Annotated in this window: 20 protein-coding genes and 1 pseudogene; 17 read left to right on the forward strand and 4 right to left on the reverse strand. The window is 71.3% G+C overall.

Annotated elements, in window-relative coordinates; all coding sequences use genetic code 11:
* Positions 1-137: 137 nt before the first annotated feature.
* The 6 genes and pseudogenes from ACZ4TO_RS11045 to ACZ4TO_RS11070 form a co-directional block, all read left to right on the forward strand.
* Positions 138-269, forward strand: coding sequence for a hypothetical protein (locus ACZ4TO_RS11045; protein ID WP_468024361.1), 132 nt, complete (start codon positions 138-140; stop codon positions 267-269).
* Positions 270-629: 360 nt separating this feature from the next.
* Positions 630-1,664, forward strand: coding sequence for a protein NO VEIN domain-containing protein (locus ACZ4TO_RS11050; protein WP_468024008.1), 1,035 nt, complete (start codon positions 630-632; stop codon positions 1,662-1,664).
* Between the two features lie 1,924 nt (positions 1,665-3,588).
* Complete coding sequence (gene htpX, locus ACZ4TO_RS11055; RefSeq protein WP_382781199.1) at positions 3,589-4,533, forward strand: zinc metalloprotease HtpX; 945 nt, start codon at positions 3,589-3,591, stop codon at positions 4,531-4,533.
* A 4-nt stretch (positions 4,534-4,537) separates the two neighbouring features.
* On the forward strand, positions 4,538-5,122 hold the full coding sequence (pspAB, locus tag ACZ4TO_RS11060; protein ID WP_382781202.1) for a PspA-associated protein PspAB: 585 nt from the start codon (positions 4,538-4,540) through the stop codon (positions 5,120-5,122).
* 109 nt (positions 5,123-5,231) lie between these two features.
* The gene (locus ACZ4TO_RS11065) at positions 5,232-5,885 is read left to right on the forward strand and encodes a DUF1269 domain-containing protein (RefSeq protein ID WP_468024009.1); all 654 of its coding nucleotides are present in this window, start codon (positions 5,232-5,234) and stop codon (positions 5,883-5,885) included.
* Between the two features lie 97 nt (positions 5,886-5,982).
* Positions 5,983-6,741: pseudogene (locus tag ACZ4TO_RS11070) on the forward strand (alpha/beta fold hydrolase); the annotation flags it as partial.
* A 114-nt stretch (positions 6,742-6,855) separates the two neighbouring features.
* On the opposite strand, the gene ACZ4TO_RS11075 reads toward ACZ4TO_RS11070, so the two are convergent.
* Positions 6,856-8,214, reverse strand: a complete 1,359-nt coding sequence (locus ACZ4TO_RS11075; RefSeq protein ID WP_385042092.1) for a DUF2252 domain-containing protein — start codon at positions 8,212-8,214, stop codon at positions 6,856-6,858.
* Between the two features lie 4 nt (positions 8,215-8,218).
* Positions 8,219-8,749 (reverse strand): hypothetical protein, encoded by a 531-nt coding sequence (locus tag ACZ4TO_RS11080; RefSeq protein ID WP_382781211.1) that lies wholly within the window; start codon positions 8,747-8,749, stop codon positions 8,219-8,221.
* A gap of 190 nt (positions 8,750-8,939) precedes the next feature.
* On the opposite strand from ACZ4TO_RS11080, the gene ACZ4TO_RS11085 reads away from it, so the two are divergent.
* On the forward strand, positions 8,940-10,136 hold the full coding sequence (locus tag ACZ4TO_RS11085; protein ID WP_468024010.1) for a winged helix DNA-binding domain-containing protein: 1,197 nt from the start codon (positions 8,940-8,942) through the stop codon (positions 10,134-10,136).
* 136 nt (positions 10,137-10,272) lie between these two features.
* On the opposite strand, the gene ACZ4TO_RS11090 is transcribed toward ACZ4TO_RS11085, so the two are convergent.
* Positions 10,273-10,581 (reverse strand): hypothetical protein, encoded by a 309-nt coding sequence (locus ACZ4TO_RS11090; RefSeq protein WP_382781217.1) that lies wholly within the window; start codon positions 10,579-10,581, stop codon positions 10,273-10,275.
* Between the two features lie 164 nt (positions 10,582-10,745).
* Between ACZ4TO_RS11090 and ACZ4TO_RS11095 the strand changes: the two genes are divergently transcribed.
* The 6 genes from ACZ4TO_RS11095 to ACZ4TO_RS11120 all read left to right on the forward strand — a co-directional run bounded on the left by ACZ4TO_RS11095 (position 10,746) and on the right by ACZ4TO_RS11120 (position 17,550).
* The gene (locus ACZ4TO_RS11095; protein WP_385042093.1) at positions 10,746-11,105 is read left to right on the forward strand and encodes an arsenate reductase family protein; all 360 of its coding nucleotides are present in this window, start codon (positions 10,746-10,748) and stop codon (positions 11,103-11,105) included.
* A gap of 185 nt (positions 11,106-11,290) precedes the next feature.
* Complete coding sequence (locus ACZ4TO_RS11100) at positions 11,291-11,968, forward strand: RlpA-like double-psi beta-barrel domain-containing protein (protein WP_382781222.1); 678 nt, start codon at positions 11,291-11,293, stop codon at positions 11,966-11,968.
* Between the two features lie 441 nt (positions 11,969-12,409).
* Positions 12,410-13,438 (forward strand): glutamine synthetase, encoded by a 1,029-nt coding sequence (glnII, locus tag ACZ4TO_RS11105; protein ID WP_468024011.1) that lies wholly within the window; start codon positions 12,410-12,412, stop codon positions 13,436-13,438.
* Positions 13,439-13,873: 435 nt separating this feature from the next.
* Entirely contained in the window at positions 13,874-14,518 is a 645-nt protein-coding gene (locus tag ACZ4TO_RS11110; RefSeq protein ID WP_382781228.1) for a winged helix-turn-helix domain-containing protein, read from the forward strand.
* A 109-nt stretch (positions 14,519-14,627) separates the two neighbouring features.
* Complete coding sequence (locus ACZ4TO_RS11115) at positions 14,628-15,614, forward strand: NAD-dependent epimerase/dehydratase family protein (RefSeq protein ID WP_468024362.1); 987 nt, start codon at positions 14,628-14,630, stop codon at positions 15,612-15,614.
* A gap of 382 nt (positions 15,615-15,996) precedes the next feature.
* The gene (locus ACZ4TO_RS11120; protein WP_468024012.1) at positions 15,997-17,550 is read left to right on the forward strand and encodes a DUF1996 domain-containing protein; all 1,554 of its coding nucleotides are present in this window, start codon (positions 15,997-15,999) and stop codon (positions 17,548-17,550) included.
* A gap of 109 nt (positions 17,551-17,659) precedes the next feature.
* Here ACZ4TO_RS11120 and ACZ4TO_RS11125 read toward each other — a convergent pair whose 3' ends face one another.
* Positions 17,660-18,097 carry a hypothetical protein gene (locus tag ACZ4TO_RS11125; protein WP_468024013.1) on the reverse strand — a complete coding sequence of 146 codons (438 nt, stop codon included), beginning with the start codon at positions 18,095-18,097 and terminating at the stop codon, positions 17,660-17,662.
* Positions 18,098-18,251: 154 nt separating this feature from the next.
* Here ACZ4TO_RS11125 and ACZ4TO_RS11130 point away from each other — a divergent pair, with 154 nt between their 5' ends.
* The 4 genes from ACZ4TO_RS11130 (at position 18,252) to ACZ4TO_RS11145 (ending at position 22,869) form a co-directional block, all read left to right on the forward strand.
* Positions 18,252-18,761: a tetratricopeptide repeat protein gene (locus tag ACZ4TO_RS11130; RefSeq protein ID WP_385042095.1), complete on the forward strand. Its 510-nt coding sequence runs from the start codon at positions 18,252-18,254 to the stop codon at positions 18,759-18,761.
* Between the two features lie 98 nt (positions 18,762-18,859).
* The gene (locus ACZ4TO_RS11135) at positions 18,860-20,788 is read left to right on the forward strand and encodes a hypothetical protein (protein WP_468024014.1); all 1,929 of its coding nucleotides are present in this window, start codon (positions 18,860-18,862) and stop codon (positions 20,786-20,788) included.
* Between the two features lie 111 nt (positions 20,789-20,899).
* Positions 20,900-21,811: a metal-dependent hydrolase gene (locus ACZ4TO_RS11140; RefSeq protein WP_382781246.1), complete on the forward strand. Its 912-nt coding sequence runs from the start codon at positions 20,900-20,902 to the stop codon at positions 21,809-21,811.
* Complete coding sequence (locus tag ACZ4TO_RS11145; RefSeq protein WP_468024015.1) at positions 21,811-22,869, forward strand: PDR/VanB family oxidoreductase; 1,059 nt, start codon at positions 21,811-21,813, stop codon at positions 22,867-22,869. Before ACZ4TO_RS11140 ends, ACZ4TO_RS11145 begins: the two co-directional genes overlap by 1 nt.
* The last annotated feature ends 35 nt before the right edge of the window (positions 22,870-22,904 follow it).

The raw sequence follows: 22,904 nt of genomic DNA on the forward strand, positions 1-22,904 counted from the left end.
ACTTGGGGGAGGTGGAGCAGGCCCGCACTGAGTTCGAGGCCGTGCTCGCCCACCGACGCGGCACCCTCGGTGATGCCCACCCGCGCACTCTCGCCACCCGGTACAACCTCGCTGGGGTGCTGCGCGACTTGGGGGAGGTGGAGCAGGCCCGCACTGAGTTCGAGGCCGTGCTCGCCCACCGACGCGGCACCCTCGGTGATGCCCACCCGCGCACTCTCGCCGTCCAGCACGTCCTTGCCAGCCTTAGACAGCCTCGTGCGGTCGACTGACGGGTCCGGCGGCTGTCCGATCGGGGCTTGGGGGTTACGAGAGGGACGGGAGCCCCGGCAAGTTAGAGGGGAGTTCCCGAATCCCCCCACGTGTCCCCCAGCAGTGTCCGACGCAGAAAGAACCGCAGGTGGTGAAGGGCGGAGGGAGCCCGCTGTAAATCTGCTGGCTTCGGGTCCGCCCGCTCCGCGAGGGGCGGAGAACTGTAGTCACGAGGCTGGCCAGCCATGATGCTCAGCGGTGGCGGGTAGTTGCCGTGCGGGGGCGTTGTGTTCAGCTAGATCCGTAGCTCCGTTCGGCTTCGCGGCACTGGCGTGACTGGCATGATCGGCAATGAGCCGAGTCGCTAGTCAGGGTGGGGCATGCCTGTAAACCGGTGGTGGAGACGAGATCCGAACGAGCGTTATTGGCTGGAGATCACTAACCGAGATGACATCGGCACGAATCTGCTCGCGCCGCAGGTCAATGATCAGGGTGTGGAGTACTGGTCGTACGCACTCGTGCGTGAGGTGCGGCCAGGAGACCTCGTCCTGCACTGGGACAAAAACCACGGTCCGGGCGTCGTCGGCTACTCCCACGTGTTGGGTGAGCCGTTCGCATCCACCATCACTTGGCAGAGCCGCGGCACTTACGGCCGGCAGCGGAATGCGTCAGGGCCTGAGCCCGCCTGGCAGGCTCAGCTCGGCGGGTACCGGCAGTTGACACAGCCGGTTACACAGGCGCGTCTGCGTGAGATCGAATCTCGCATTCGGTCCCTGCGGGATCATCTCGCAGAGTCAGTCGACGGCCCCATGTACTTCCCCTTTGCCCTCTCTGAGACCCGACCGCTTCGGGCTGCGCAGGGCTACCTCACCAAGCTCCCGCGGGTCCTGGTGGAAGAGCTGCCTGAGCTGTTGGAGCTGTGCCAGACCGCGGTCTCTGAACCCCACGCACCGGAAATGCCTGACCGCCCGGCCATTACCTCGGCCAAGCAGACGAGGTCTACCGGATACGGACGTCAGCAGGACGCTCGGCGGCGACGAGCCGTGGAACGGCACGCCGTGGATCTGGTGCTCGATCACTACCGCTCACTGGGTTACGAGGCAGAGGACGTGGGTGACTGCTCGCCATGGGACGTCACGGTACGCAGAGACGGAACTGAGACGCACATCGAAGTCAAAGGCAGCACCACCAGCCGCGAGGCAATTGACCTCACTGAAGGAGAGGTCCGCCATGCCGAAGGTGCCAGCACCCACCTCATAGTGATAGATCAGATCCATCTCGACGATAACCTCCGCTGCCATGGCGGGCGTTGGCGCGCTTGGGCGGACTGGTTGCCGAAGCGCCAGGAGCTCGTGGCCACTGCCTACCGGTACCCCCTTCCAGGAGACGGACAGTCGGGGCGTCCACAGCAGTAGTCGCGATGCATCTCGTCAGAGCGGCGCGGCCAGTTCCTGCTCCTCGCTGGTACCCGGCAAGGCGTCCTGCTGCCGATGCCTTGTCCCGAGCCCGCTCCAGACCGCTTGGACGAAATCGGGAGAAAAATTCCCGATGCCTGCCGAGTACCGGGTGAGACCATGCCATACCTAGTGCCTGAACTGCGAAAACGCTGGCGCAGTAGGTATGAAGAAGTAGAAGTGGCAGATGAATCAGTGTTCAGAGCGTCTGGTGGGGACACTGATCCATCCGCCGCACCCATGCAAGGTTCGACCGGCACCTCCGATCAGGCAACGGTCGGCCTTGCGTCATACACCTGCAGGAGATCGCTCTTCAAACATCGCGGCTCTACTTGCGAAACATGGCCATGCCTCCCACGCCGGCGGCGCAGAGCGTGGCGCAGGCACTGGCGCCAGGTGCGGAACCGGCGACGAGGGCTAGCGTCGAGACCAACCCGCCTGCAGACATTGCAGCTGAGACGCACATGCCGATCTTGCGCGCCCTCCGGGCCCTGCGTTGCTTTCGCTGCGCTCGTTCGGCGCAATTGTCACAAGGGGTGGCCGCGCCCCCAATGCCCGACGTAATCTCCATCTCGCCTCCGTTGGTCTCTTCTAGTGGTCGACGGAACGCAGAGGGGCAACCTGATCGGCTTCCTGGACAGTCGGCGATCCGGTGGCCCCTCTTGCGTTGCCGAGTCATGTTTACAGGCAGTCCGGTGCGGTGGGAGGTGCGCGGGGAAGGCTGTGACTTGCTTGTTATGACGCCCATTCGTGACCCGGATGAGACCTTCCTATGTATAGGTGAAGGCCTTCGCGCGAGGTCAGGGCGTCGGACGTCAAGCGCCTTTGACGGTCCGCCTTGCACCCTTGCCGGTCCCACTCTTTGACGTAGTCGCCTGCAGGCCCAGGATGCGGCCTTTGATCTAGCCAGGAAGGCGTCGGGAACCCACCCTCTGAGCTGCGACGAAGGCGCTACACCGAGGCGTAGGCCTTGCCCCGGGCTCCGCGTCTGAAGCTGACGAGGCCGATGGTCGCGACAATGAGGTAGACCATCGTCCGGTGCATCGTGTGGCTCCCCTCAACGGTGACGCAGCGGTCGTCTTTTCGATTACAGCCTCAACCACCACTCAATCTGGGGCGGTCCACCTACAAGGCAACGACTGCTGGGCCGTCAAGGATCACACCCGCACATCACCAGTGCGCTCGGATGCCGACGCCGATCAAGGGCGAGTGGATCTCCGCTCGCCTCGTTCCTGTCTCGCCTGATGATGCGCGACCGAAGTCTCACTGGACGGTCAGTTACCGCGCGCTTGCGGATAAGAGCTTTTGGATGTTCAGCCCGTCCCAACGCCCGACCTTCTTGACGGCCGAAAAATTGATGGGCAGGCGCATTGACCTGGTTATGCCCCCGGGTGTCCCCCGGCAGAAGGCGGCATATGGAACGCCGCAGGTCGTGGGCGGTAAGTGGAGCCCGCTGTAAATCTGCCGGCTCAAACCTCCCGGCTTTGGCCCTGTCGCCGCCCCACGAACGACACATCACAGCGGGGCCGTCTGTGGGCCGTCCCAGGTAGGCCAGCAACGGCCGACGACGACAGACGACAACAGCGTCCTTGCTGGTCAGGCAAACGGTGCCTGCGATCCGCCCAGGTAGCCGAACCGGGGCATCACTTCTTCGACGTGTAAGCCCGTCGGTCCCGCCGCGTACGTCTCGGCCGCGTCCTTCCTCCGGGAGGGGCGCGGCCGACGTGTTTCCCCCGCGCGCGACGGGCGCCGGCGGCGGGCGCGGGACCGCGCTCTCCCGGGGGAAGTTCTTTGCCCGCCGCAGGGCCTATCGGCACCGGTTCATGGGGAACCGCGGGCGCACAATGGAGAGCGGGACGAGTGCCCGACTGCGGGGTGGTGCGAGATGCGGAGCCGATTCCGGAACGACCGGGAGCTGACCGTGCGCATGACGGTCACGCTCTTCCTGCTCGGATTGCTGTACGTGGCCTTCGTCGCCGCGTTGATCGTGTTGCTGAAGTCGTGGGTGCTGGTCGTCGTGATCGCGGCCGGGCTCCTGATCGCGCAGTACTGGTTCTCGGACCGGATCGCGCTGTACGCCATGCACGGGCGGATCGTGGAGCGGGAGGAGTATCCCCAGCTCCACGGCGTCGTCGACCGGCTGTGTGCCGTGGCCGACATGCCCAAGCCGCTCGTGGCCGTCTCGGACATCGACATGCCGAACGCGTTCGCCACGGGGCGCAACGCCGATCACGCCGTGCTGTGCGTGACCACCGGGCTGCTGCGCCGCCTGGAGCCCGACGAGCTGGAGGGCGTCCTCGCGCACGAGCTGTCGCACGTCGCGCACAAGGACGTCGCCGTGATCACCGTGGCGTCCTTCCTCGGGGTTCTCGCCGGGCTGATCGTGCGGTTCGCGTTCTACTCGCAGCTCTTCGGCGGGCGGGGCCGCAAGGACCAGAACACCCTCGCGATCTTCATGGCGGTGATGGCGGTGTCCGCGGCCGTGTACGCCATCAGTTTCATGCTGATCAGGGCGCTCTCCCGGTACCGCGAACTGGCCGCCGACCGTTCCGCGGCCCTGCTCACCGGCCGCCCCTCGGCGCTGGCGTCCGCGCTGACCAAGGTGACCGGGGACATCGGCCGGATCCCGACGAAGGACCTGCGGACCGCGCAGGCCTTCAACGCCTTCTACTTCACCCCCGCGCTCGGCGCCCAGCCGGGCATCGCCAACCTGTTCTCGACCCACCCGAGCCTGGAGCAGCGGCTCGCGCAACTGGCTCGTATCTCCGCCGAGCTGGGCGAGCCCGCGGTGCCGGACGCGAGCGCCCCGGCTCCCGGAGAGGTTCTCTGACCGCATGGGGTTCCTGGACATCCTGCTGGGCCGCAGCAAGCCCACCGCACCCGACCTCGACCGGCTCTTCGGACTGCCGTCGGCGGCCGTGACCCTCCAGGCCGCGGCCGGGTTCACCCCGACCGGGACGGGGGCGGTGTGCTTCGCGTCCGTGGAGGGCGCCGCCTTCGCCGAGGCGCACCGGGAGGTGCGGGAGCTGCTGGACGCGGACACCGGGCGGACGGGCTCCCCGGTGGAGATCGGCCGGGACGAGTACGGCTACTCGTGGCTGGTCTCCCGGCGCGCCCCCGACGACCTGCCGGCGCTGGTGAGCGATCTCCACGCGGTCAACAGCTCGCTGGAGGGCACCGGCTTCGGTCCTCAGCTCCTGTGTTCCGTGGTGACCTTCGAGGACGCCGGGAAGCGGCGGCTCGGCCTGGTCTACCTCTACAAACGCGGGACCTTCTATCCCTTCGCGCCGCTCGCCGGCGAGGGCGAGCGGCGCGACAACGCGCTCGAACTCCAGGTCAAGGCCGCCCTGGCCGACGACCTGCGCATCGAGCAGGACCTCGCCCGCTGGTTCCCGATCTGGGGCGCGCCGGGCCTGTGACGCCCCGGCCGAAGGCGCCCGGCGCCGGCCGCTCATCTGGATTTCTCCCGACTGCACCCCGTCCCATATCCCTATAAAGTCGTACGGAATCGACACAAGGGGTGCCCTCATGAGCAATCTGTTCGTCGTCGCCTACAACGATGTCGCCACCGCGAGCCAGGTGCGCGACAAGCTGTTCGAGCTGTCGAAGCAGCATCTCGTCGAGCTGGAGGACGCGGTCGTCGTCGAGCGGAGCGAGGACGGCCGGATCAAGCTGCACCAGGCGGTCAGCCACACGGCCGTCGGCGCGGCGGGCGGCGCGCTGTGGGGCGGTGTCATCGGGCTGCTCTTCCTGGCGCCGCTGCTCGGCGCGGCGGTGGGCGCGGCGGCCGGTGCCGCCGGGGGCGCCGTCACGGACACCGGCATCAACGACAAGTTCATGAAGGATCTCAGCCAGAATCTGCGGCCGGGCGCGGCCGCGCTGTTCGTCCTCGTCAAGCAGGCCGCCGGGGACAAGGTGATCCCGCAGATCGCCGAGTTCGGCGGCCAGTTGGTGCAGACCTCGCTGAGCCAGGAGCAGGAGGACCACCTGCGCAAGGCGGTCGCGGCGGCCCAGGCGAAGTCGGCCGCACCCGCCGCGGACACGGCCGCCGCCACCGGCGCGGACCCGGCTGCCGCCACCGCCGCGGGCTCGGCTCCCGCCCCCGGCGCGGGTGCGGCGGGGGCTCCGGCCGCGGCCGGCACCGGCGAGCCGGACGCGAACGGCGCTCCCGCCGCTTCCTGAGCGACACGGCCCCTCCCGCCGACCGGTCACCCCCGAGGGGAGTTGTCCGGCCCCTCCCGCCTCGGGTGCGGTGCGGTCGGCGTGCGTAAATGGGCGGATGCTCTCCCCTTTCACGCATGACCACGACGGTGAACGACTGAGCTGCGTCGGCAGCCACGGCGACGGCACCAGCGACGGCGCGGCGACCGCCGTCCTGCTGCACGGCGCGGGCAACGGCAGCAAGGAACGGCTGCTCCCGCTGCTCGGCGACTTCGCGGCCCGCGGCTGCGCGGGACTCGCGTTCGACTTCTCCGGACACGGCGAAAGCACCGGCACACTGGGCGAGTTGAGCCTCAGGCGGCGTTTCGAGCAGGCCGTGTCGGTGATCGACGCGACGGTTCCCGCGAACGCCCCGCTGGTCCTGGTCGGGTTCAGCATGAGCGGCCAGACGGCCGCCGATCTCGCCCGGCACTACGGGGGACGCGTGGTGGCGCTCGTGCTGTGCGCGCCCGCCGTGTACGCCGCCGAGGCCTGGCCGCTTCCGTTCGCGGACGCGGAGAGCGGGAGCGCCCCGGGGCAGGACGGCCCGGAGGCACCGAGCCGCTTCAGCCGGATCATCCGCTCCCCGGAGAGCTGGCGGCAGGCTCCCGCGTTCGACGTGCTGCGGGCCTACGAGGGACGAGCGGTGCTCGCCGTACCGGCCACGGACGCGGTCGTCCCGCCCGCCGTCACGCGGGCCGTCGCCGACGCGCTCGCCGCTCGTGCCGACTTCACCCGCTTCGAACTGCCCGACGCCGATCACTTCCTGGGTCTCTGGTTCCGCGACCACGCCGAGGACCGGCGCCGGCTCGTGGACCTCGCGCTCACCGGGCTCGGCGCCCCGGCGGCGGCCGACGCCTGACCGGCCGCGCGGCCCGTGCGGCCCGTGCGGCCCGTGCGGCCCGTGCGGCCCGTGCGGCCGGGCCGACGCACACCGGCCGAGCCGCGCGGCTCACACCCCGGGGGCCGCCGGGACCACGCCCGCGATGACCGCCGCGCCCAGTGCCGCGTGGTCGCCGGCGTTGCGGTCCGTGTAGCGCAGCGCGAAGTCCGCGACGGCACGCTCGAAGGTGTCGGCGCCGCCGAGGTAGGCGGCGATCGCGACACGGTCGCCGGAGCGGGCGTGCGCGCGGGCCAGGGCCGTGCCGCACAGCCGGGCGTAGGAGCGCAGTTCGGCCGGGCTCATGCCGGCGATGTCCGCGGGCCCCTTCGTGTCGTGGAGCTGGCGCCAGTAGAAGGCGCGTCCCTCGGGGCCGGTCGTCCAGCCGAGGAAGGCGTCGCCGGCGGCCTGCATGAGCCGCTGGCCCGCGACGACCCGGCGCCCGGGATGGACGTACGGGCCGCTGGGCAGATGTTCCTCCAGCACGGACCGTCCGGCCTGCTTGATCTGGAGGAACAGCGGGTCGTCGGCGTCCCGCCCGGCGAGCAGCACGATGAAGCAGCGGGTGCCGACGCTGCCCACGCCGACGGTCTTGCGGGCCGCGTCGACGAACCGGTAGCGGTCGAGGAGCAGCCGGCGTTCCTCGGGGAGCGTGGAGCGGTAGTCGCTGAAGATCTTGCGGAGCGAGGCCATGTCCATGGCTCCGGCCGGCTCCAGCAGGGGCGGGTCGTGGACGATGCGGCGGCGTCCGCCGACGGTCTCGGTGAGTTTGCCGAGCGCCTGCAGGCTGGTGCGGCGGCGGGCCCGGGTGAGGGTGGCCTCCGCGCGCCGGCGGCGGCGTCCCGAGCGGACCAGCGGCAGCAGCAGATCGGCGTCGATGTGCTGGTACCAGACGGTCAGTTCGCCCTGCCGGGCCAGTCGCCGTACGGCCTCGCGGTACTGCCCGGCGGCGGCCCGCGCCGCGCCGAAGACGTGCTCCTCCTTGTGCCCGTTCTCCCGGGCCGCGACCGCGACACTGGCGGCGAGCCGTTTGACGTCCCACTCGAAGGGGCCGGGGAAGGTCTCGTCGAAGTCCTTGAGGTCGAAGAGCAAGGGGCGTTCCGGGGCGGCGTACAGCCCGAAGTTCAGCAGGTGGGCGTCCCCGCAGAGCTGGACGGTGAGCCCGGTGTGGGGCTGGGCGGCCAGGTCGGCCGCCATGACGGCGGCGCCCCCGCGCAGGAACGCCAGCGGTGAGGCCGCCATCCGGGCGTAGCGGATCGGCAGCAGTTCCGGGAGCCGCTCCCTGCCCTGGGTCTGGAGGAGGCCGACGGGGTCGGGGCGGTCGGCGGCGGGGATCCAGGTGCCGTGCGCGGACCGGGGCACCCGTTTGCGGGCCGCCCGGCCCAGGGCGGCCCGGTCCGCGGTGGTGGCCGTGACGCTGTTGCGGAGCACGCGGTCAGTGCCTCACGGCGCGGGCGACGTCGGTCTTGACGTCGCCGGTGAGGGAGCGGTTGCTGCGGGCGGTGGCGTCCTTGGAGGCGCTCGCCGCCACGTCGTTCACGCTCACGACGGTCGTGTCGAGGAGGTTGCCGCTCTGGTCGCGGAAGTCGACCTGGACGACGTACGACTTCGCCGAGGAGGTGGGGTTGGTGGCCGTCACCTTGACGGTGGCGCGTCCGTCGGAGTCGGGGCTCGCGGTCCCGTCGATCTTCACCTCGTCCTTGGCGTCCACGCCGCCCTTGAACTCGTCGAACTTCCGGCCGGCCTCCGCGGTCGCGGAGGCGAGCGCGTCACCGGCCTCGGTGGCGGCGGAGGCGGCCTCGGAGACGGCGGACGCGGCCCGGGAAGCGGCGGACGCGGCCTTGGAGGCGGTTCCGGAGGGGCTGCTGTCGTCGGAGCAGGCGGTCAGTTGCGCGGCCAGGGCCGCCACCACGGACCCGGCCAGGATCAGCCGGACCGGTCCTCGTATGCGGTCCCTGCGCTGCATCGTCTCTCCCCACGTGGTCCTGGTTCGCCTCCGGATCCCGCTTCCTCGCGGTGGCCCCAGTCAAGGCCGCGGGCAGGTCCGCCGCATGCCCGGCTGCGTCCAACGGGTGAACCCCGTCCCGTGGCGGGCGGGGGTTCGGCAGGATGAGGAGCGCGGAGTACGGAGCACGGAGCGACCGGACGGAGACGACGTGACGGGGAAGCCGCGGCACATCGGGGTGGCGGAACGGCGGGCACGGCTCGGGCTGCGGCAGCGGCTCGCGGGCACGGCACGGGGCACGACCCCCGAGGAGGTGGCGGACTCTGTGGTCGCGCTGCACGGCACCGACCCGGCGACGGTGTACCTGGCGGTGGGCGCGCGGCTCGCGGACGCCCGGGAGACGGTGGCGCAGGTGGAGCGGTCGCTGTACGAGGACCGTTCACTCGTACGGATGCACGGCATGCGGCACACCGTGTTCGTGTTCCCCAGCGCCCTGGCGGCCGTCGTGCACGCCTCGACGGGGCTGGACATCGCCGCGAAGGCCCGGGCCGGACTGGTCAAGGACATGGCCACCGGAAGCGGCGGGCGGCTGACCGAGGAGTGGCTCGACGAGGTCGAGGCGTCCGCGCTCGCCGCGCTGGCCCGGCGCGGACAGGCCACCGTGAACGAACTCACCGGGGACGAGCCGCGGTTGAAGGAGCAGTTCGCCTACGCGGCCGGGAAGAGCTACGAGGGGGTGCACACCGTGTCGTCCCGTCTGATGCGGGTGCTGGGGGTCGAGGGCCGGGTGGTGCGGGGGCGGCCGCTCGGGTCCTGGACGTCGAGCCAGTTCCGCTGGGCGATCGCGCCGCCGCATCCCGCGCTCCCGCCCGCCGAGGCCCGCTCCGAGCTGCTGGGCCGCTGGCTCAGGGCGTGCGGGCCCGCCACCGAGGCGGACCTGAAGTGGTGGACGGGGTGGAAGGTCACCGACGTACGGCGGGCGCTGGCCGCGAGCGGGGCGGTCGCCGTGTCGCTCGACGACGGGCTCACGGGGTATGTGGCGGCGGGCGACGAGGGCCCGGTCGACGAGCCGGGGGCGCCGTGGGCCGCCCTCCTGCCCGCCCTCGACCCGGCGCCCATGAGCCGGGCGGAACGGGACTGGTTCCTCGAACCGTCCCTGCGGCCGGCCCTGTTCGACCGCAGCGGCAATGTCGGGCCGACGGTGTGGTGGGACGGGCGGGTGGTCGGCGGGTGGGCGCAGCGGCCCGACGGTGAGATCGTCTGGCGGCTGACGGCCGGTGAGGGTGTCGGCCGTGAGGCCCGGGACGCGATCGCGGCGGAGGCCGAGCGCCTCCAGGCATGGGTGGGCGGCACCCGGATCACACCCCGCTTCCGGACACCCCTGGAACGGGAGCTGTCGGCGGAGTGAGCCGGGCACCGGCGTCTCGACCACACGGGCGCCGAGCTCGGGAGCGGGACCGGTGCCGGGATCAAGATCGGGACCGGTGCCGGGTGCCCGTGAAGCGGGGTGGGCACCCGGCACCCTCAGCGGCGCGCTCGGACTCTCAGCGCGCGTACCTCATCAGGGCACGCACCATGTGGCACGTGGTGTCCGACGGCGGGTGCACGCCGATGAGCAGCGCTGTGCTGCGGATCTTCTCGTCACGGGCCTGGTTCGGCACGTAGACGCCGGAGTCGAGCAGGGCTATGGCGAGTCGCATCGCCTTGAGCCGGCGGTTGTGCGTGACGTACCAGTCGCGGGGGCGCCCCGGCGGGAGCGGACGCTTCTCCACGGGCTCGTACGGCAGCTCCATCGGGACCGCCGTCCTGGATGTGGACTGAGTGGGCAGCGGCTTCAGTGCGGCAGCGGGCACAGGCATCCTCCTGTCGCGGTCAGGGCGCCGTCCGGACCCCCCGGCGACACCCTCGAACACTGCTTCTATTCTACCGCCGCGCACTGACAATCGCCGCTGGCCACAGGGCCTTTGGGGGTGCCGTGACAGCAGTGTCCGAGGGGGTCTGCCGTACCGTGTGCGGCATGGAGATCTGGATCAATCCGGCCTGTTCGAAGTGCCGCAGCGCGATCAGCCTGCTCGACGCCGAGGGCGCCGAGTACACCGTCCGCCGCTACCTGGAGGACGTGCCCTCCGAGGACGAGATCCGAGGCGTCCTCGATCGTCTCGGCCTCGAACCCTGGGACATCACGCGGACCGGCGAGGCCGAGGCGAAGGAGCTGGGGCTCAAGGACTGGGCGCGGGACGCCGGTTCACGGGACCGGTGGATCAAGGCGCTGTCCGAGCACCCGAAGCTCATCCAGCGGCCGATCATCACCGCGGACGACGGGACGGCGCTGGTGGGCCGCACGGAGGAGGCGGTACGGGAGGCCCTGTCCCGCTAGCCGGGCCGCCCGCCCCGGTCGCCGGGCCCCCGCCCGACGGGGCGACCCTCGTCCGGCCGGCCGGGCCACCCTCCCCAACTCCCGTGTGATCCACGTTACTTAAGTGAATGCCGTAACCGTTGAGTAACTGCGTTCGGCATCTCGTACATAGCGACGTAACGCTCCCCCACTCTCTGGAGGCGCGCATGTCGCGTAGGAGAACTCTCAGCACCAAGAAGAAGATCGCCCTGCTGGTCAGCGCGGCGACCGTGGCCGGCGGCGGGGCCTTCGCCCTGGCCGCCACCTCGAACGCGGCCTCCGTGCAGACCGCTCAGTCCTCGGTGGCATGCCAGGGCCTGGCCACCGCGCTCGGCAACAACCAGAATTTCATCGCGGACCAGAAGGCCCACCCCGACTCCCAGTCGGCGGCCAGGATCGCGAACCGTGAAGCGGTCATCGCGCAGATCAAGGTTCAGCAGCAGGCGTCCGGCTGCGCTGTCGGGGAATCGGCTCAGGGCTCCCAGACCGGCCAGCAGAACGCTCAGCAGCCCGCCCAGTCCGCGCCGGCCCAGGCCGCCACCAAGCCCCCGGCGCAGAGCGCCCCCGCGAACAACGCGGGCGCCGGCGCCGCCACCGGCCAGCAGGTCTGCAACGGTTCGACCGTCACGCTCTCCGGCGAGGGCGGCGCACCGGCCGCGTCCAGCAACCAGTTCCCGGCCGGGACGAAGCTGAAGGTGACCAACCTGGACAACAACAAGTCCACGACCGTTCAGGTCACCTCGGTCTCCGGCAGTTGTGTCCTGCTGAACAACGCGGCCTTCGAACAGGTCCGGGAGCCGGGCAAGTTCCTGATCCGCCGGGCCCGCATCGAGAAGGTGGGATAACGGGCAGATCCCTCCGAAAGCCCTGTCGTCGCCGACCCGTCCACGGGCCGGGGGCGGCGGGGCTTTCGCATGGGCGGACGGCCCTTCTCGGAGCCACGCGACATGCGTCTCGTACGGACAACTCGCCCTGAATCCGGGCGGATCACACCTGACCGCTCTCACCCGGATCGCATACGAGCGATCCCCCGCGGGGCCTCCGGCACCACGGCGAGGGGGCCGTCCGGACAATCGCGGTCGCGAACGATCACAAGCGGACAGCCGCGGCGGAACGGGTCGTGTGAGACCGGGCACATACGCCCCAGGTAACACGGGGTTCACATTCGGGCAATGCTCGGGAAATCGCTGGTTGACAGGCTTTCGGCCATCCCCGGCGGCGCCCCAGTGCCGCAGCGCCGCCGCACCCGCAAGTGCGATCAAGACCCACCCCGAAGGATGTGGCCCGTGAGCTTCAAGGCTGAGTACATCTGGATCGACGGCACCGAGCCGACGGCCAAGCTCCGTTCCAAGACGAAGATCCTGGCCGACGACGCCAAGGGTGCGGAACTGCCGATCTGGGGCTTCGACGGCTCCTCCACGAACCAGGCCGAGGGGCACTCCTCGGACCGCGTACTCAAGCCCGTGGCCAGCTACCCGGACCCGATCCGCGGCGGCGACGACATCCTCGTCCTGTGCGAGGTCCTGAACATCGACATGACGCCGCACGAGTCCAACACCCGTGCCGCGCTGGCCGAGGTCGCGGAGAAGTTCGCCGCGCAGGAGTCGATCTTCGGCATCGAGCAGGAGTACACCTTCTTCAAGGGCGCCCGTCCGCTCGGCTTCCCCGAGGGCGGCTTCCCGGCCGCGCAGGGCGGCTACTACTGCGGTGTCGGCGCGGACGAGATCTTCGGCCGTGACGTCGTCGAGACGCACCTGGACAACTGCCTCAAGGCGGGCCTCGGCATCTCCGGCATCAACGCCGAGGTCATGCCCGGTCAGTGGGAGTTCCAGGTCGGCCCGCTGTCGCCGCTGGAGGTCTCGGACCAGCTCTGGGTCGCCCGCTGGCTGCTCTACCGCACCGCCGAGGACTTCGACATCTCCGCGACGCTGGACCCGAAGCCGGTGAAGGGCGACTGGAACGGCGCGGGCGCGCACACCAACTTCTCCACGAAGGCGATGCGCGAGGGCTACGACGCGATCATCACCGCGTGCGAGTCGCTCGGTGAGGGCTCCAAGCCGATGGACCACGTCAAGAACTACGGCGCCGGCATCGACGACCGTCTGACGGGCCTGCACGAGACCGCCCCGTGGAACGAGTACAGCTACGGCGTCTCCGACCGCGGCGCCTCGGTCCGCATCCCGTGGCAGGTCGAGAAGGACGGCAAGGGCTACATCGAGGACCGCCGTCCGAACGCGAACGTCGACCCGTACGTCGTGACGCGCCTCATCGTCGACACCTGCTGCACCGCTCTGGAGAAGGCCGGCCAGATCTGATCCCGCCCGGTTTCCGAGGGGGCGCCCACCGTCACGGTGGGCGCCCCCTCGCGTTCCCGTCGGGGCCCCGGCCGACGCCCGCCCGACGCCCGCCCGACCGACCCGGTCCGCCCGGCGTCGGCTTCGCGCCAAGAAGGCGTCCGAGCAGTGAGAGGAGGCTCCTGTTGCGGTCCTGTGTCTGCTTCAATGGGTTCATGGCCAACTTCCAGAAGTGCGTAGCGACGGGTCGCCATGACCTCGAGCCCTTCTGGCCCTCCCGTCAGCACCACGACTTCGACCGGGTGTGTTGTCGCGCGACGAACGCGCCGGCCCTCTAAAGCCGTACACCCCGGCCTTCGGCCAGCGCGCACGACGTACGTCCTCGACGGCTCCGACCACGAACTCGCGGTCGTCGAACCTCCCGACGAACTTCTCGCGCGAAAGAGCTGACCTCTCATGGCGACCACTCGTTCCCTCTCCTCCGTCGCAACCCCTCCCGCCCCCTCGGCCTCCCCGGCACGGCACCGACTGCGCGCCGTCGACCGGGACGAGGACTGGGGCCTTCCCCGCCCGGACGAACCCGCGAGCCCGGGGTACGACGGGGCCACCTTCCTCCCGCCGGGCGCCACCTGGCTGCCCGCTCCGCAGAACGCCCTGCCCGTGCTGCCGGGACAGCCGCCGATGATCGGCTACCTGGTCCTCGTGCCGGCGGACCAGCAGCCCCTGCTGCCGCTCGCCGTGACGGGCCGGGCCGGGCACCCGGCCGCCCCCGGCGCCCCGGCCGACACCGCGGGCGAGGGCCTCGTGGACCCGCTGGTGCGCGTCGACACGGTGCAGCGCACCGCCGAGGTCGACGGACGCGTACTGGACCTGACCTACCTGGAGTTCGAGCTGCTCTCGCATCTCGTCCGCCATCCGCACCGGGTGCACACCCGCGACCAACTGGTCTCCACGGTCTGGGGCTACGGACACGTCGGCGACGGACGGACCGTCGACGTCCATGTCGCCCGGCTGCGCCGCAAGCTCGGCGCCCAGCACCGCCAGGCCATCCAGACGGTGCGCCGGGTGGGGTACAAGTACACCCCGCCGACGGGCCGTTGATCCACAGGTCCACGGAACGGCCCGGCCCCGCACGTCTTCTGTCAGCAGATTCGCGTGCCGCGGGGCGGGCCGTGCGGGCAGAGTCGTCCGTATGACACGCAGACTTCTGATGCTGGGCGGTACGGAGTTCGTGGGGCGCGCGGTCGTGGAGGCCGCGCTCGCGCGCGGATGGGAGGTCACCGTCTTCCACCGCGGACGGCACGAACCCCCGCCCGGAACGCGGTCGCTGCTGGGCGACCGCACCGCGCCGGACGGGCTCGCGGCACTCGCCGGGACCACGGACACGTGGGACGCCGTCGTCGACACCTGGTCGGCGGCGCCGCGGGCGGTCCGGGACGCGGCCCGTCTGCTGGCCGGGCGGGCGGCCCGCTACGTGTACGTGTCGAGCTGCTCGGTGTACGCGTGGCCCCGCGCCGCCGGGTACGCCGAGGACGCGCCGCTCGTGGAGGGCGCCTCGGCCGACGCGGACGCGACCGACTACGCCCGGGACAAGCGGGGCGGGGAACTGGCCGCCGTCGAGGCCTTCGGCGCCGCGCGTTCGCTGCTCGTCCGGTGCGGACTGATCCTCGGGCCCTACGAGAACGTCGGGCGGCTGCCGTGGTGGCTGAACCGCATCGCGGCGGGGGGTCCGGTGCTCGCCCCCGGGCCGCGCGAACTGCCGATCCAGTACGTCGACGTCCGGGACCTGGCGGAGTGGACCCTGGACGCCGTGGAGGCGGAACTCGACGGGGCGTACAACCTGGTGAGCGCCCCGGGGCACAGCACCATGGGGGCGCTGCTCGACGCGTGCCTCCGGGTGACCGGGGCGCGGGCCGAGCTCCGCTGGACGGACCCCGAGACCGTGCTCGGCGCCGGGATCGAGCCGTGGACGCAGCTTCCGGTGTGGGTGCCGCCGAGGAGCGAGCTGCACACCTCGGTGTACTCGGGCGATGTCTCACGCGCCCTGCGGACGGGGCTGCGGTGCCGGCCCGTCGAGGAGACGGTCGAGGACACCTGGGGCTGGCTCCGGTCACTCGGCGGTACCGCGCCCCAACGCGCCGACCGGCCGGGTGTGGGACTGGATCCCGCGGTGGAGGCGAAGGTCCTCGAAAGCTGAATGCCGGCAATTCCCGGCCGTCCGTTCCGGCCCCACCGCACCGACGGGTGCGGTGGGGCCGGAACAGTCGGAACGGTCCCGAACTCGACTTTCCACCAGGGCAGTTGGAGTCCGCCGGCCACACCGGGCGACGACCGGCAGTAGCCCTCCCGAAACCCCCGGCTACTGAATACGAGTCAAGAAATCACTCTCAAACCTGAATTCCGAGATCAACTCCCGGAAATTCGCGGGCTTCTGGGACCATTGTGACCGAATTGGCCTCACGACTTTCCAAGATTTCTTCGAGACCCCTGAACACCTCCCGCACCTCCTGCGTATGGAATGGAGCCGCTTCACTCCTGTCGGGCGCCTCGCTGCCCCGCAAGGAAGTCAGAGGAGTTCCATGGGACGCAACATTCGAAAACGCCGTTCGCCGCTGGCCGTTCGCGCCATCGCCGCGTCGGCAGCGCTCGCGATCGGCGGGGGTGGGCTGGTCTGGGCGAATTTCTACGCCTCGGCGCACGAGAGCAACTCGGGCCGGAACACCACCAAGGCCGCGCCCGCGCAGGTCGCCACCATCCAGTGTCCGGACGTCGGCCAGAAGCTGTCCAACGTTCCGAACCAGGCACGGGGTCAGGTCGACGGGGAGCTGGCGACACTCGACCAGCAGATCACCGCCGCCTACCAGCGTCTCGCGACCACCCGTGACGCGCAGGCCAGGGACGCGAGCTTCGTCCAGAACTCCATCCTCACGCCGCTGAAGCAGAACCGTTCGGTGATCATCGACCGGATCAAGCTGGAGATCAACCGCGTCGGCGGCAAGGCTCCGGGCTGGCTCGACGGGCTCTCCACCTGCACGGGACAGCCCGCGAGCGGGCAGGCCAACGGCGGGCAGAACAACGGCGGCGCCACGGCGGCCCCGTCCGCCGGCGCGAGCGCCAGTGCTGGTGCCGGCGCGGGTGCGGGTGCCGGTGCCTCCGCGAGTGCGAGCGCCCCCGCCGCAGGCGGCGGTGCGCAGGCGGGCAACGGCGGACAGGCCGGCAACGGCCCGGTCGCGGCCGACTTCGTCGACATCACGAAGGTCCAGCCGAACGTCGCCCGCAAGGCCCGGACGCAGGCGGCCGGTTCGGCCGGTACGTTCACGACGTCCTGCGGTGTCAACGCGAACAAGAAGTTCAACACGGACAACGTGATCGTGGCTCCCGGTGTCACCAACGGTGCCCACCACCTGCACGACTACGTCGGCAACCAGTCGAACGACGCCTTCGCCACCAACGACACCTTCGCGGCGGCCCAGACGTCCTGCGCCAACCAGGGCGACAAGTCGTCGTACTACTGGCCGGTCGTGCGTATCCAGAACGGCACGCAGGACTTCGACCAGAACAACCTGGGCGGCGGCAAGGAACTCAACGTCGGCCAGATCCAGCAGGTGAAGCAGGCGCAGATCAAGTTCGTCGGCAACCCGGCGAGCAAGGTCGTCGCGATGCCGAAGTTCCTGCGCATCATCACCGGTGACGCGAAGACCACGACCAACGGTCTCGCGAACGCCAACGCGCACTGGAGCTGCACCGGCTTCGAGAACAAGGTGCAGCTCACCCAGCAGTACCCGATCTGCCCCCGCGGCAGCACCGTGGTGCGCACCTTCGCCTTCCAGAGCTGCTGGGACGGCGTGAACGCGGACAGCGCCAACCACCGTACGCACGTGGCCTTCGCCGACGCCCAGGGCAACTGCGCCAACGGCTTCAAGGCGATCCCGCAGCTCACGATGCGCCTGGTCTACGGCTTCCGGGCCCCGACCCTCACCAACGGGCAGATCAAGAACGCCTACGCGGTGGACGGTTTCCCGGAGCAGCTCCACAAGGCCGCCACCGACCACGACGACTTCATCAACGTCTTCGACGAGAACCTGATGAACAAGATGGTCACCTGCATCAACAACGGTCAGCGTTGCAAGTAACACCCTGAAGCGAAGGCCGGTGACGGGATCTCCCGTCACCGGCCTTCCGCCGTGCGGGCCCGGATCCCGGCCGGTCGGCCGCCGGGACGGCCGGGCCGGGATCCCGTGGTCAGCCGCTGTGGTGACCGGAGTGACCGGCCCCGTGCTGGGTCCCCTGCTCCAGGGTTCCGCCGAGATGGACGCGCAAGGTCGTGACCATCTTCTGGTCCCCGACCGCCACCCACTTGGCGCCCACGAGGTACGAGCCGCCGTAGTCCTTGGCCCCGTCGAGCCACTCGCGCTGGCCGCGGTCGGTGGCGAAGGTCGCCAGGATGAACTTGCCGGTGCTGATCTTGCAGACACCCTGGCGGATCTCGTCCGCGTCGGTCTGGATGCTCGGCTTGCACTTCACCTCGGCGGCCAGCTCCTCCAGGCTGCCGGTCGCCGTGGCCGGGACGGTCTCCTTCGCGGCACCGTCCTTGCCGTCCGATCCGCCGCCGCAGCCGGTCAGGGCCAGCAGGGCGGCCGCGGCCGCCCCGGCCAGAAGCTTCCCGCGTGTCAACCTCATACGTTCCTCCGGTACCTGTCGGCGTTCACGCCGAGAAGAGCCCCGGCGAGGGCTCTGTCTTCGATACGGCTGCGGGCGCTCCCCTGCTCAATGCGCCCCGGCGCGGGCGGGAACCCGGTACCGCCGGGGACACGGCTGTGCGAGGGTGGCACCCGTGAACGAAGACTGGGAAGAGCGTACGGCGGCGGCCTGGGCCCGCTTCGACGACTACGAGGAGGAGCGGGCGGCGGACTTCCGGGCGGTGATCGACGCGCTGGTCGCCGAACTGCCCGAGGGCAGCCCTCTGGGCCCCTTCGAGCAGGCCTGCGCCTGGGACTCGACGGGCCACTCGGACAAGGCCGTCCCTCTGTACCGGGAGGCACTCGCCCGCGGCCTGAGCGGGTACAAGGGCCGCCGGGCGAAGATCCAGCTCTCCAGTTCACTGCGGAACATCGGACAGGCGGACGAGGGCGTCAAGCTGCTCACTCCCGAACTGGTCGCCCCCTCGGACGAGTTGGACGACGCGGTACGGGCCACGCTGGCGCTCTGCCTCGCCGACCTCGGCCGCGAACGCGAGGGCCTGGCGCTCGTGATCGGCGCGCTGGCCCCCCATCTGCCGCGCTACCAGCGGTCGATGGCGAACTACGCCCGCCTTCTCGTGGAACCCGGGGAGTCCGCGGACTGAGTCCCGGACGGCTCCGCGAAGCCCCGCCGGTCCCGCGGGGGAGCCAGGCCGCCCGCCGGGGCCGGTGACCATCCGCCCATTCGCTCGTTCTGCTGAACGTGCAGTCACAGGATGTAGCCCCGCGCCCCGCACCCTCCTCCGGAGCGGTCGTCGACGTCGAGCAGGCCGAGGCCGCGCTCGTCGAGCACTACCCGCGGCTGGTCCGGCTCGCCTATCTGATGCTCCCGCCGAGCCTCGGCCGCAACCGGCGCGTGCTGACCGCGCACGCCCTCACCCAGCGCGCGCTGCCCCGGGGCCGGGCGGCGGGCGACGCCTCGGTGATCCCCGCCCAGCAGAGCGGCGGCGGCCGTGACGGCGACCCCGGCTACGCCTTCGTACGCCTCCAGGTGGTGCGGACGGCGCTGGAGGCCGGGCTGCCGCTCAAGCGCTGGGCGTGGCCCAAGCGGTCCCAGCTTCCGCCGTTCCTCCCCCAGGTGTGGGGCCTGCGGCTCTTCCCGCGCTCGGGCGGCGCCGACGAACTGGCCCTGGACCAGCGGCTGTCCGCGCTCTCGGGGCCGGCCCGGGCCGCGTACGTGCTGCGCGGGCTGGAGCGGCTGGCCGACCCGCGGCTGCGCCAGGTGCTGACGGCCGCGGGGGTCGAGGACCCGGCCGCGGCGCTGAAGGAGGCCTCGGCCGTCGAGGCGCGGGACGCGCTGCTCGACTCCCCCGAGTTCGACCCCTGCTCGCTGCAGGCCCGGCCCACCGATCTGATGCGGCGCCGGCAGCACATGAAGGCCGCCCTCGCCGCCACCGCCGCCGTGGCCGTGTGCGGCGCGCTGCTCGCGCTGCCCGGCGACGGCTGGGGCCCGGACGGCGCCGCGGCCCCCTCCTACGCCCAGAACCCGGCCGCCGAGGCCGCGCTCGACCCGGCCAAGGTGCAGCGGGTGGCGCCCGCGGCCTGGGAGTCCTCCGCGCGCACCGACTTCTCCGTCTGGCCCGCGCGCGGCGGTCTCGTCGACGACTCCGCGCTGCTGCGCCGCGCGCTCGCCGTCTGGGCCAGGCCCGGCGAGTCCGTCCAGGTCTCGGCGACGCCCGGCACCCCCTCCGGGGCCCCGCCCGGACCGCCCCAGCTGCTGTACGCGGGCGAGGTCGACCAGGCCCGCGTGGTGCTCCTCTACGACGGTCTGCGCGTCGTGCGCTACGCGGAGCCGAAGGACGGGACGGGCGGCGCGGCTCTCGACTTCGCGCGGGTCGACGGGGCGAAGGGGGCGGAGGCGAGCGCGGTCGTGCTGGGCCGGGCCGACGGCAACGTCCGTTATCTGACGGCCCCCTGGGTGACCAAGGCCGCCGAGCGCGACCTGCTGAAGCCCTCCGCCGGGGCGATGGACCTCACGCTGTCCGCCGACGGCTCCACCTCCCCGCTGGCCGGACCGCCGGCGACCGGCGCGTGCACGTCGTGGAACGTGCTCCAGGTCCAGGACGCCTCGGGCACCCGGCTGCTGTCCGACCTCGGCGAGCTGGTCCCGGCCCATCTCACGGCGGGCCGGCCGGCCGCGCCCCGGGAGGCGGCAGGAGCGGAGAGCCTGCGGGAGTGGGCGCCCTTCGCGTGCTCGCTGGCCTCGGCGCGCTCGCAGGGCGTGCGGACCGTGAACGCCTGGGAGTACGCGCGCCAGCCGCTGCCGGACGGGAGCGGATCGGGCGACTGGGTGTGCACGCGCGCCGACACCTGGCGGGGCGGCGGCACCCGGGTGATGGCCCAGTTCCGCACCCCGGGCGGACCGTACGGGGCGGTCGCCGCGCAGGCCGCGAACTCCCCCGCCTGCGGCTCCCGCGATCCGCACGTGCTCGCCGGTGTGCTGTGGAAGTCGGGCGCGGGGGTGTGGTATCTCCTCGCGGCCGGCGGCAAGGGCACGGCCTCGGTGGAGGCGACGGGCGGGGTGCGCGGCTCGGCGGCGGGGCCCCTGCTCACCGTACGGACGACGCAGGGGGCGCGGGCCGAGCTGAAGGGAACCCTGACGGACGGCCGGGGCATCACCGGGCTGCGCTGAAGGCCCGTACCGCACAATGGGCCGGACACCCGGCGCGGATTGCTGACACCGACGTAAACAAGTGGGCGCACAGGGCTTCTCCGAGCGCCTACCCGTCAGTACATTGACGCCATGTCTAACACGCAGGCCCGGCAGCCCCGGCCGGTCGAGTCCGAGCGGACGGCTCTCACGGCACGGAAGGTGTCGTTCTCGTGGGAGGACACACCGCTGCACTGGGTGCCCGACGAGCCGTTCGCCACGCACACGATGAACGTGCTGCACCTGCTGCTGCCGGCCGGCGAGCGCTGGTTCGTGCACGTGTACCGGCAGGTCCTGCCCCTCATCCGGGACGAGCGGCTGCGCGAGGACGTCATCGGGTTCATCGGGCAGGAGGCCACGCACTCGCAGGCGCACGACGAGGTGCTGCCCCACCTGGCGGAACTCGGGCTCGACCCGACGCCGTACACCGCGCAGGTCGACTGGCTCTTCGAGAAGCTGCTCGGCGACCGGACGCTGCCCCCGGGCCGGGCGCGCCGCTGGTGGCTGCTGGAGCGCGTCGCCCTGATCGCCGCGATCGAGCACTACACCGCCTTCCTCGGCGACTGGATCCTGAACGCGGGAGAACTGGACCGGCGCGGGGCCGATCCGGTCATGCTGGATCTGATGCGCTGGCACGGCGCGGAGGAGGTCGAGCACCGCTCGGTGGCGTTCGACCTGTTCCAGCACCTCGACGGCAGCTATCGCAGACGCGCGCGGACCTGGGCGACCGCCTTCACCGCGCTCGTCTTCCTGTGGCAGCGCGGCGCCCGTTTCTTCATGGAGAACGATCCGACCCTCGTGAACGGCAGGGCGAGCTTCAAGGACTTCTACGTCAGCGGCAAGCGGGGCGTGCTGCCGCCGACCGGGGACCTGCTCAGGTCCGTCCCGCGCTACCTCAGCCGCACCTACCACCCCTCGCAGGAGGGCTCCACCGAGCAGGCCATCGCCTATCTCGCCTCCTCCCCGGCCGCCACGGCCGCCGAGAAGAACACGGGTGCCGCGTGATGCCCAGGCTGCGGACCGTCGTCGCCGTCGCCGGCGCGGCCGTGCTCGTACGACGCGCGATGCGCCGCCGGATCGAGGCGTCACCGCTGTGGCCGCTGCCCGCCCTGGAGGAACCCCTCTCCGGCCGGCCCCGCACCCGGGCCCTGCGGCTGCGGGTCGCCCGGCACGAACTCGTCGCCGACGGTGTCGTCCTGACGCGCCTGGAGGGAGCCGGCCTGCCACCCCTGCCGCCCTGGCGGCCGGGAGCCCACCTCGACCTGGTGCTGCCCTCCGGGCTCGTCCGGCAGTACTCCCTGTGCGGGGATCCCGAGGACCGCTCGGCGTACACCGTCGCGACCCGGCTCGTCGAGGACGGGCGGGGCGGCTCGCGCGAGGTGCACGAGGACCTCCGTGAGGGCATGCGGGTCGAGGTGCGCGGGCCCCGCAACCGCTTCCCGCTCGTGGCGGCACCGGCGTACGTCTTCGTCGTGGGCGGGATCGGGATCACCCCGGTGCTGCCGATGCTGCGGTCCCTCCCGGAGGGCACCGACTGGCGGCTGCTGTACGGCGGCCGGACCCGGGCCTCGATGCCGTTCCTGGAGGAGATCGAGAAGCTGGACGGCCCGAAGGTCACCGTCGTCGCCGAGGACGAGGACGGACTGCCGGACCTGGACGCGCTGTTCGCGGATCTCGTCCCGGGCACGGCGGTCTACTGCTGCGGGCCCGACGGACTCATGGCGGCGGTCGCGGCCCGGATCCCGGACGGCGCGGAACTGCACCTGGAGCGGTTCACCGCCCGCGCGCCCGACGGCGGCGACAGCGCCTTCGAGGTCGAACTGCGGCGCAGCGGACGCACGGTGACCGTGCCCGCCGGCACGACGGTCCTCGCCGCGGTCCGCGCGGAGCTGCCCGGCACGCTCTACTCCTGTGAGCAGGGGTTCTGCGGAACCTGCCGGCAGCGCGTCCTGGAAGGGGAGATCGAGCACCGCGACGAACTGCTGACGGACGCGGAGCGTGACGACTCGATGCTCATCTGCGTCTCGCGGACACGAGGTGGGCGAATCGTGCTGGACATGTGAACATCCGCCGCCCGTACCGGCCCGATCAGGGCCGG

The organism is Streptomyces sp. NPDC028298 (assembly GCF_055565895.1).

What these genes read in the sequence shown, in the direction of transcription:
- htpX (WP_382781199.1), top strand. Translation starts at nt 3,589, where the DNA reads ATGCGGAGCCGATTCCGGAACGACCGGGAGCTGACCGTGCGCATGACG.
- ACZ4TO_RS11145 (WP_468024015.1), top strand. Translation starts at nt 21,811, where the DNA reads ATGCCCAGGCTGCGGACCGTCGTCGCCGTCGCCGGCGCGGCCGTGCTC.
- ACZ4TO_RS11095 (WP_385042093.1), top strand. Translation starts at nt 10,746, where the DNA reads ATGGAGATCTGGATCAATCCGGCCTGTTCGAAGTGCCGCAGCGCGATC.
- ACZ4TO_RS11110 (WP_382781228.1), top strand. Translation starts at nt 13,874, where the DNA reads ATGGCGACCACTCGTTCCCTCTCCTCCGTCGCAACCCCTCCCGCCCCC.
- ACZ4TO_RS11100 (WP_382781222.1), top strand. Translation starts at nt 11,291, where the DNA reads ATGTCGCGTAGGAGAACTCTCAGCACCAAGAAGAAGATCGCCCTGCTG.
- pspAB (WP_382781202.1), top strand. Translation starts at nt 4,538, where the DNA reads ATGGGGTTCCTGGACATCCTGCTGGGCCGCAGCAAGCCCACCGCACCC.
- ACZ4TO_RS11050 (WP_468024008.1), top strand. Translation starts at nt 630, where the DNA reads ATGCCTGTAAACCGGTGGTGGAGACGAGATCCGAACGAGCGTTATTGG.
- ACZ4TO_RS11065 (WP_468024009.1), top strand. Translation starts at nt 5,232, where the DNA reads ATGAGCAATCTGTTCGTCGTCGCCTACAACGATGTCGCCACCGCGAGC.
- ACZ4TO_RS11140 (WP_382781246.1), top strand. Translation starts at nt 20,900, where the DNA reads ATGTCTAACACGCAGGCCCGGCAGCCCCGGCCGGTCGAGTCCGAGCGG.
- ACZ4TO_RS11125 (WP_468024013.1), bottom strand. Translation starts at nt 18,097, where the DNA reads ATGAGGTTGACACGCGGGAAGCTTCTGGCCGGGGCGGCCGCGGCCGCC.
- ACZ4TO_RS11115 (WP_468024362.1), top strand. Translation starts at nt 14,628, where the DNA reads ATGCTGGGCGGTACGGAGTTCGTGGGGCGCGCGGTCGTGGAGGCCGCG.
- ACZ4TO_RS11080 (WP_382781211.1), bottom strand. Translation starts at nt 8,749, where the DNA reads ATGCAGCGCAGGGACCGCATACGAGGACCGGTCCGGCTGATCCTGGCC.
- ACZ4TO_RS11120 (WP_468024012.1), top strand. Translation starts at nt 15,997, where the DNA reads ATGGGACGCAACATTCGAAAACGCCGTTCGCCGCTGGCCGTTCGCGCC.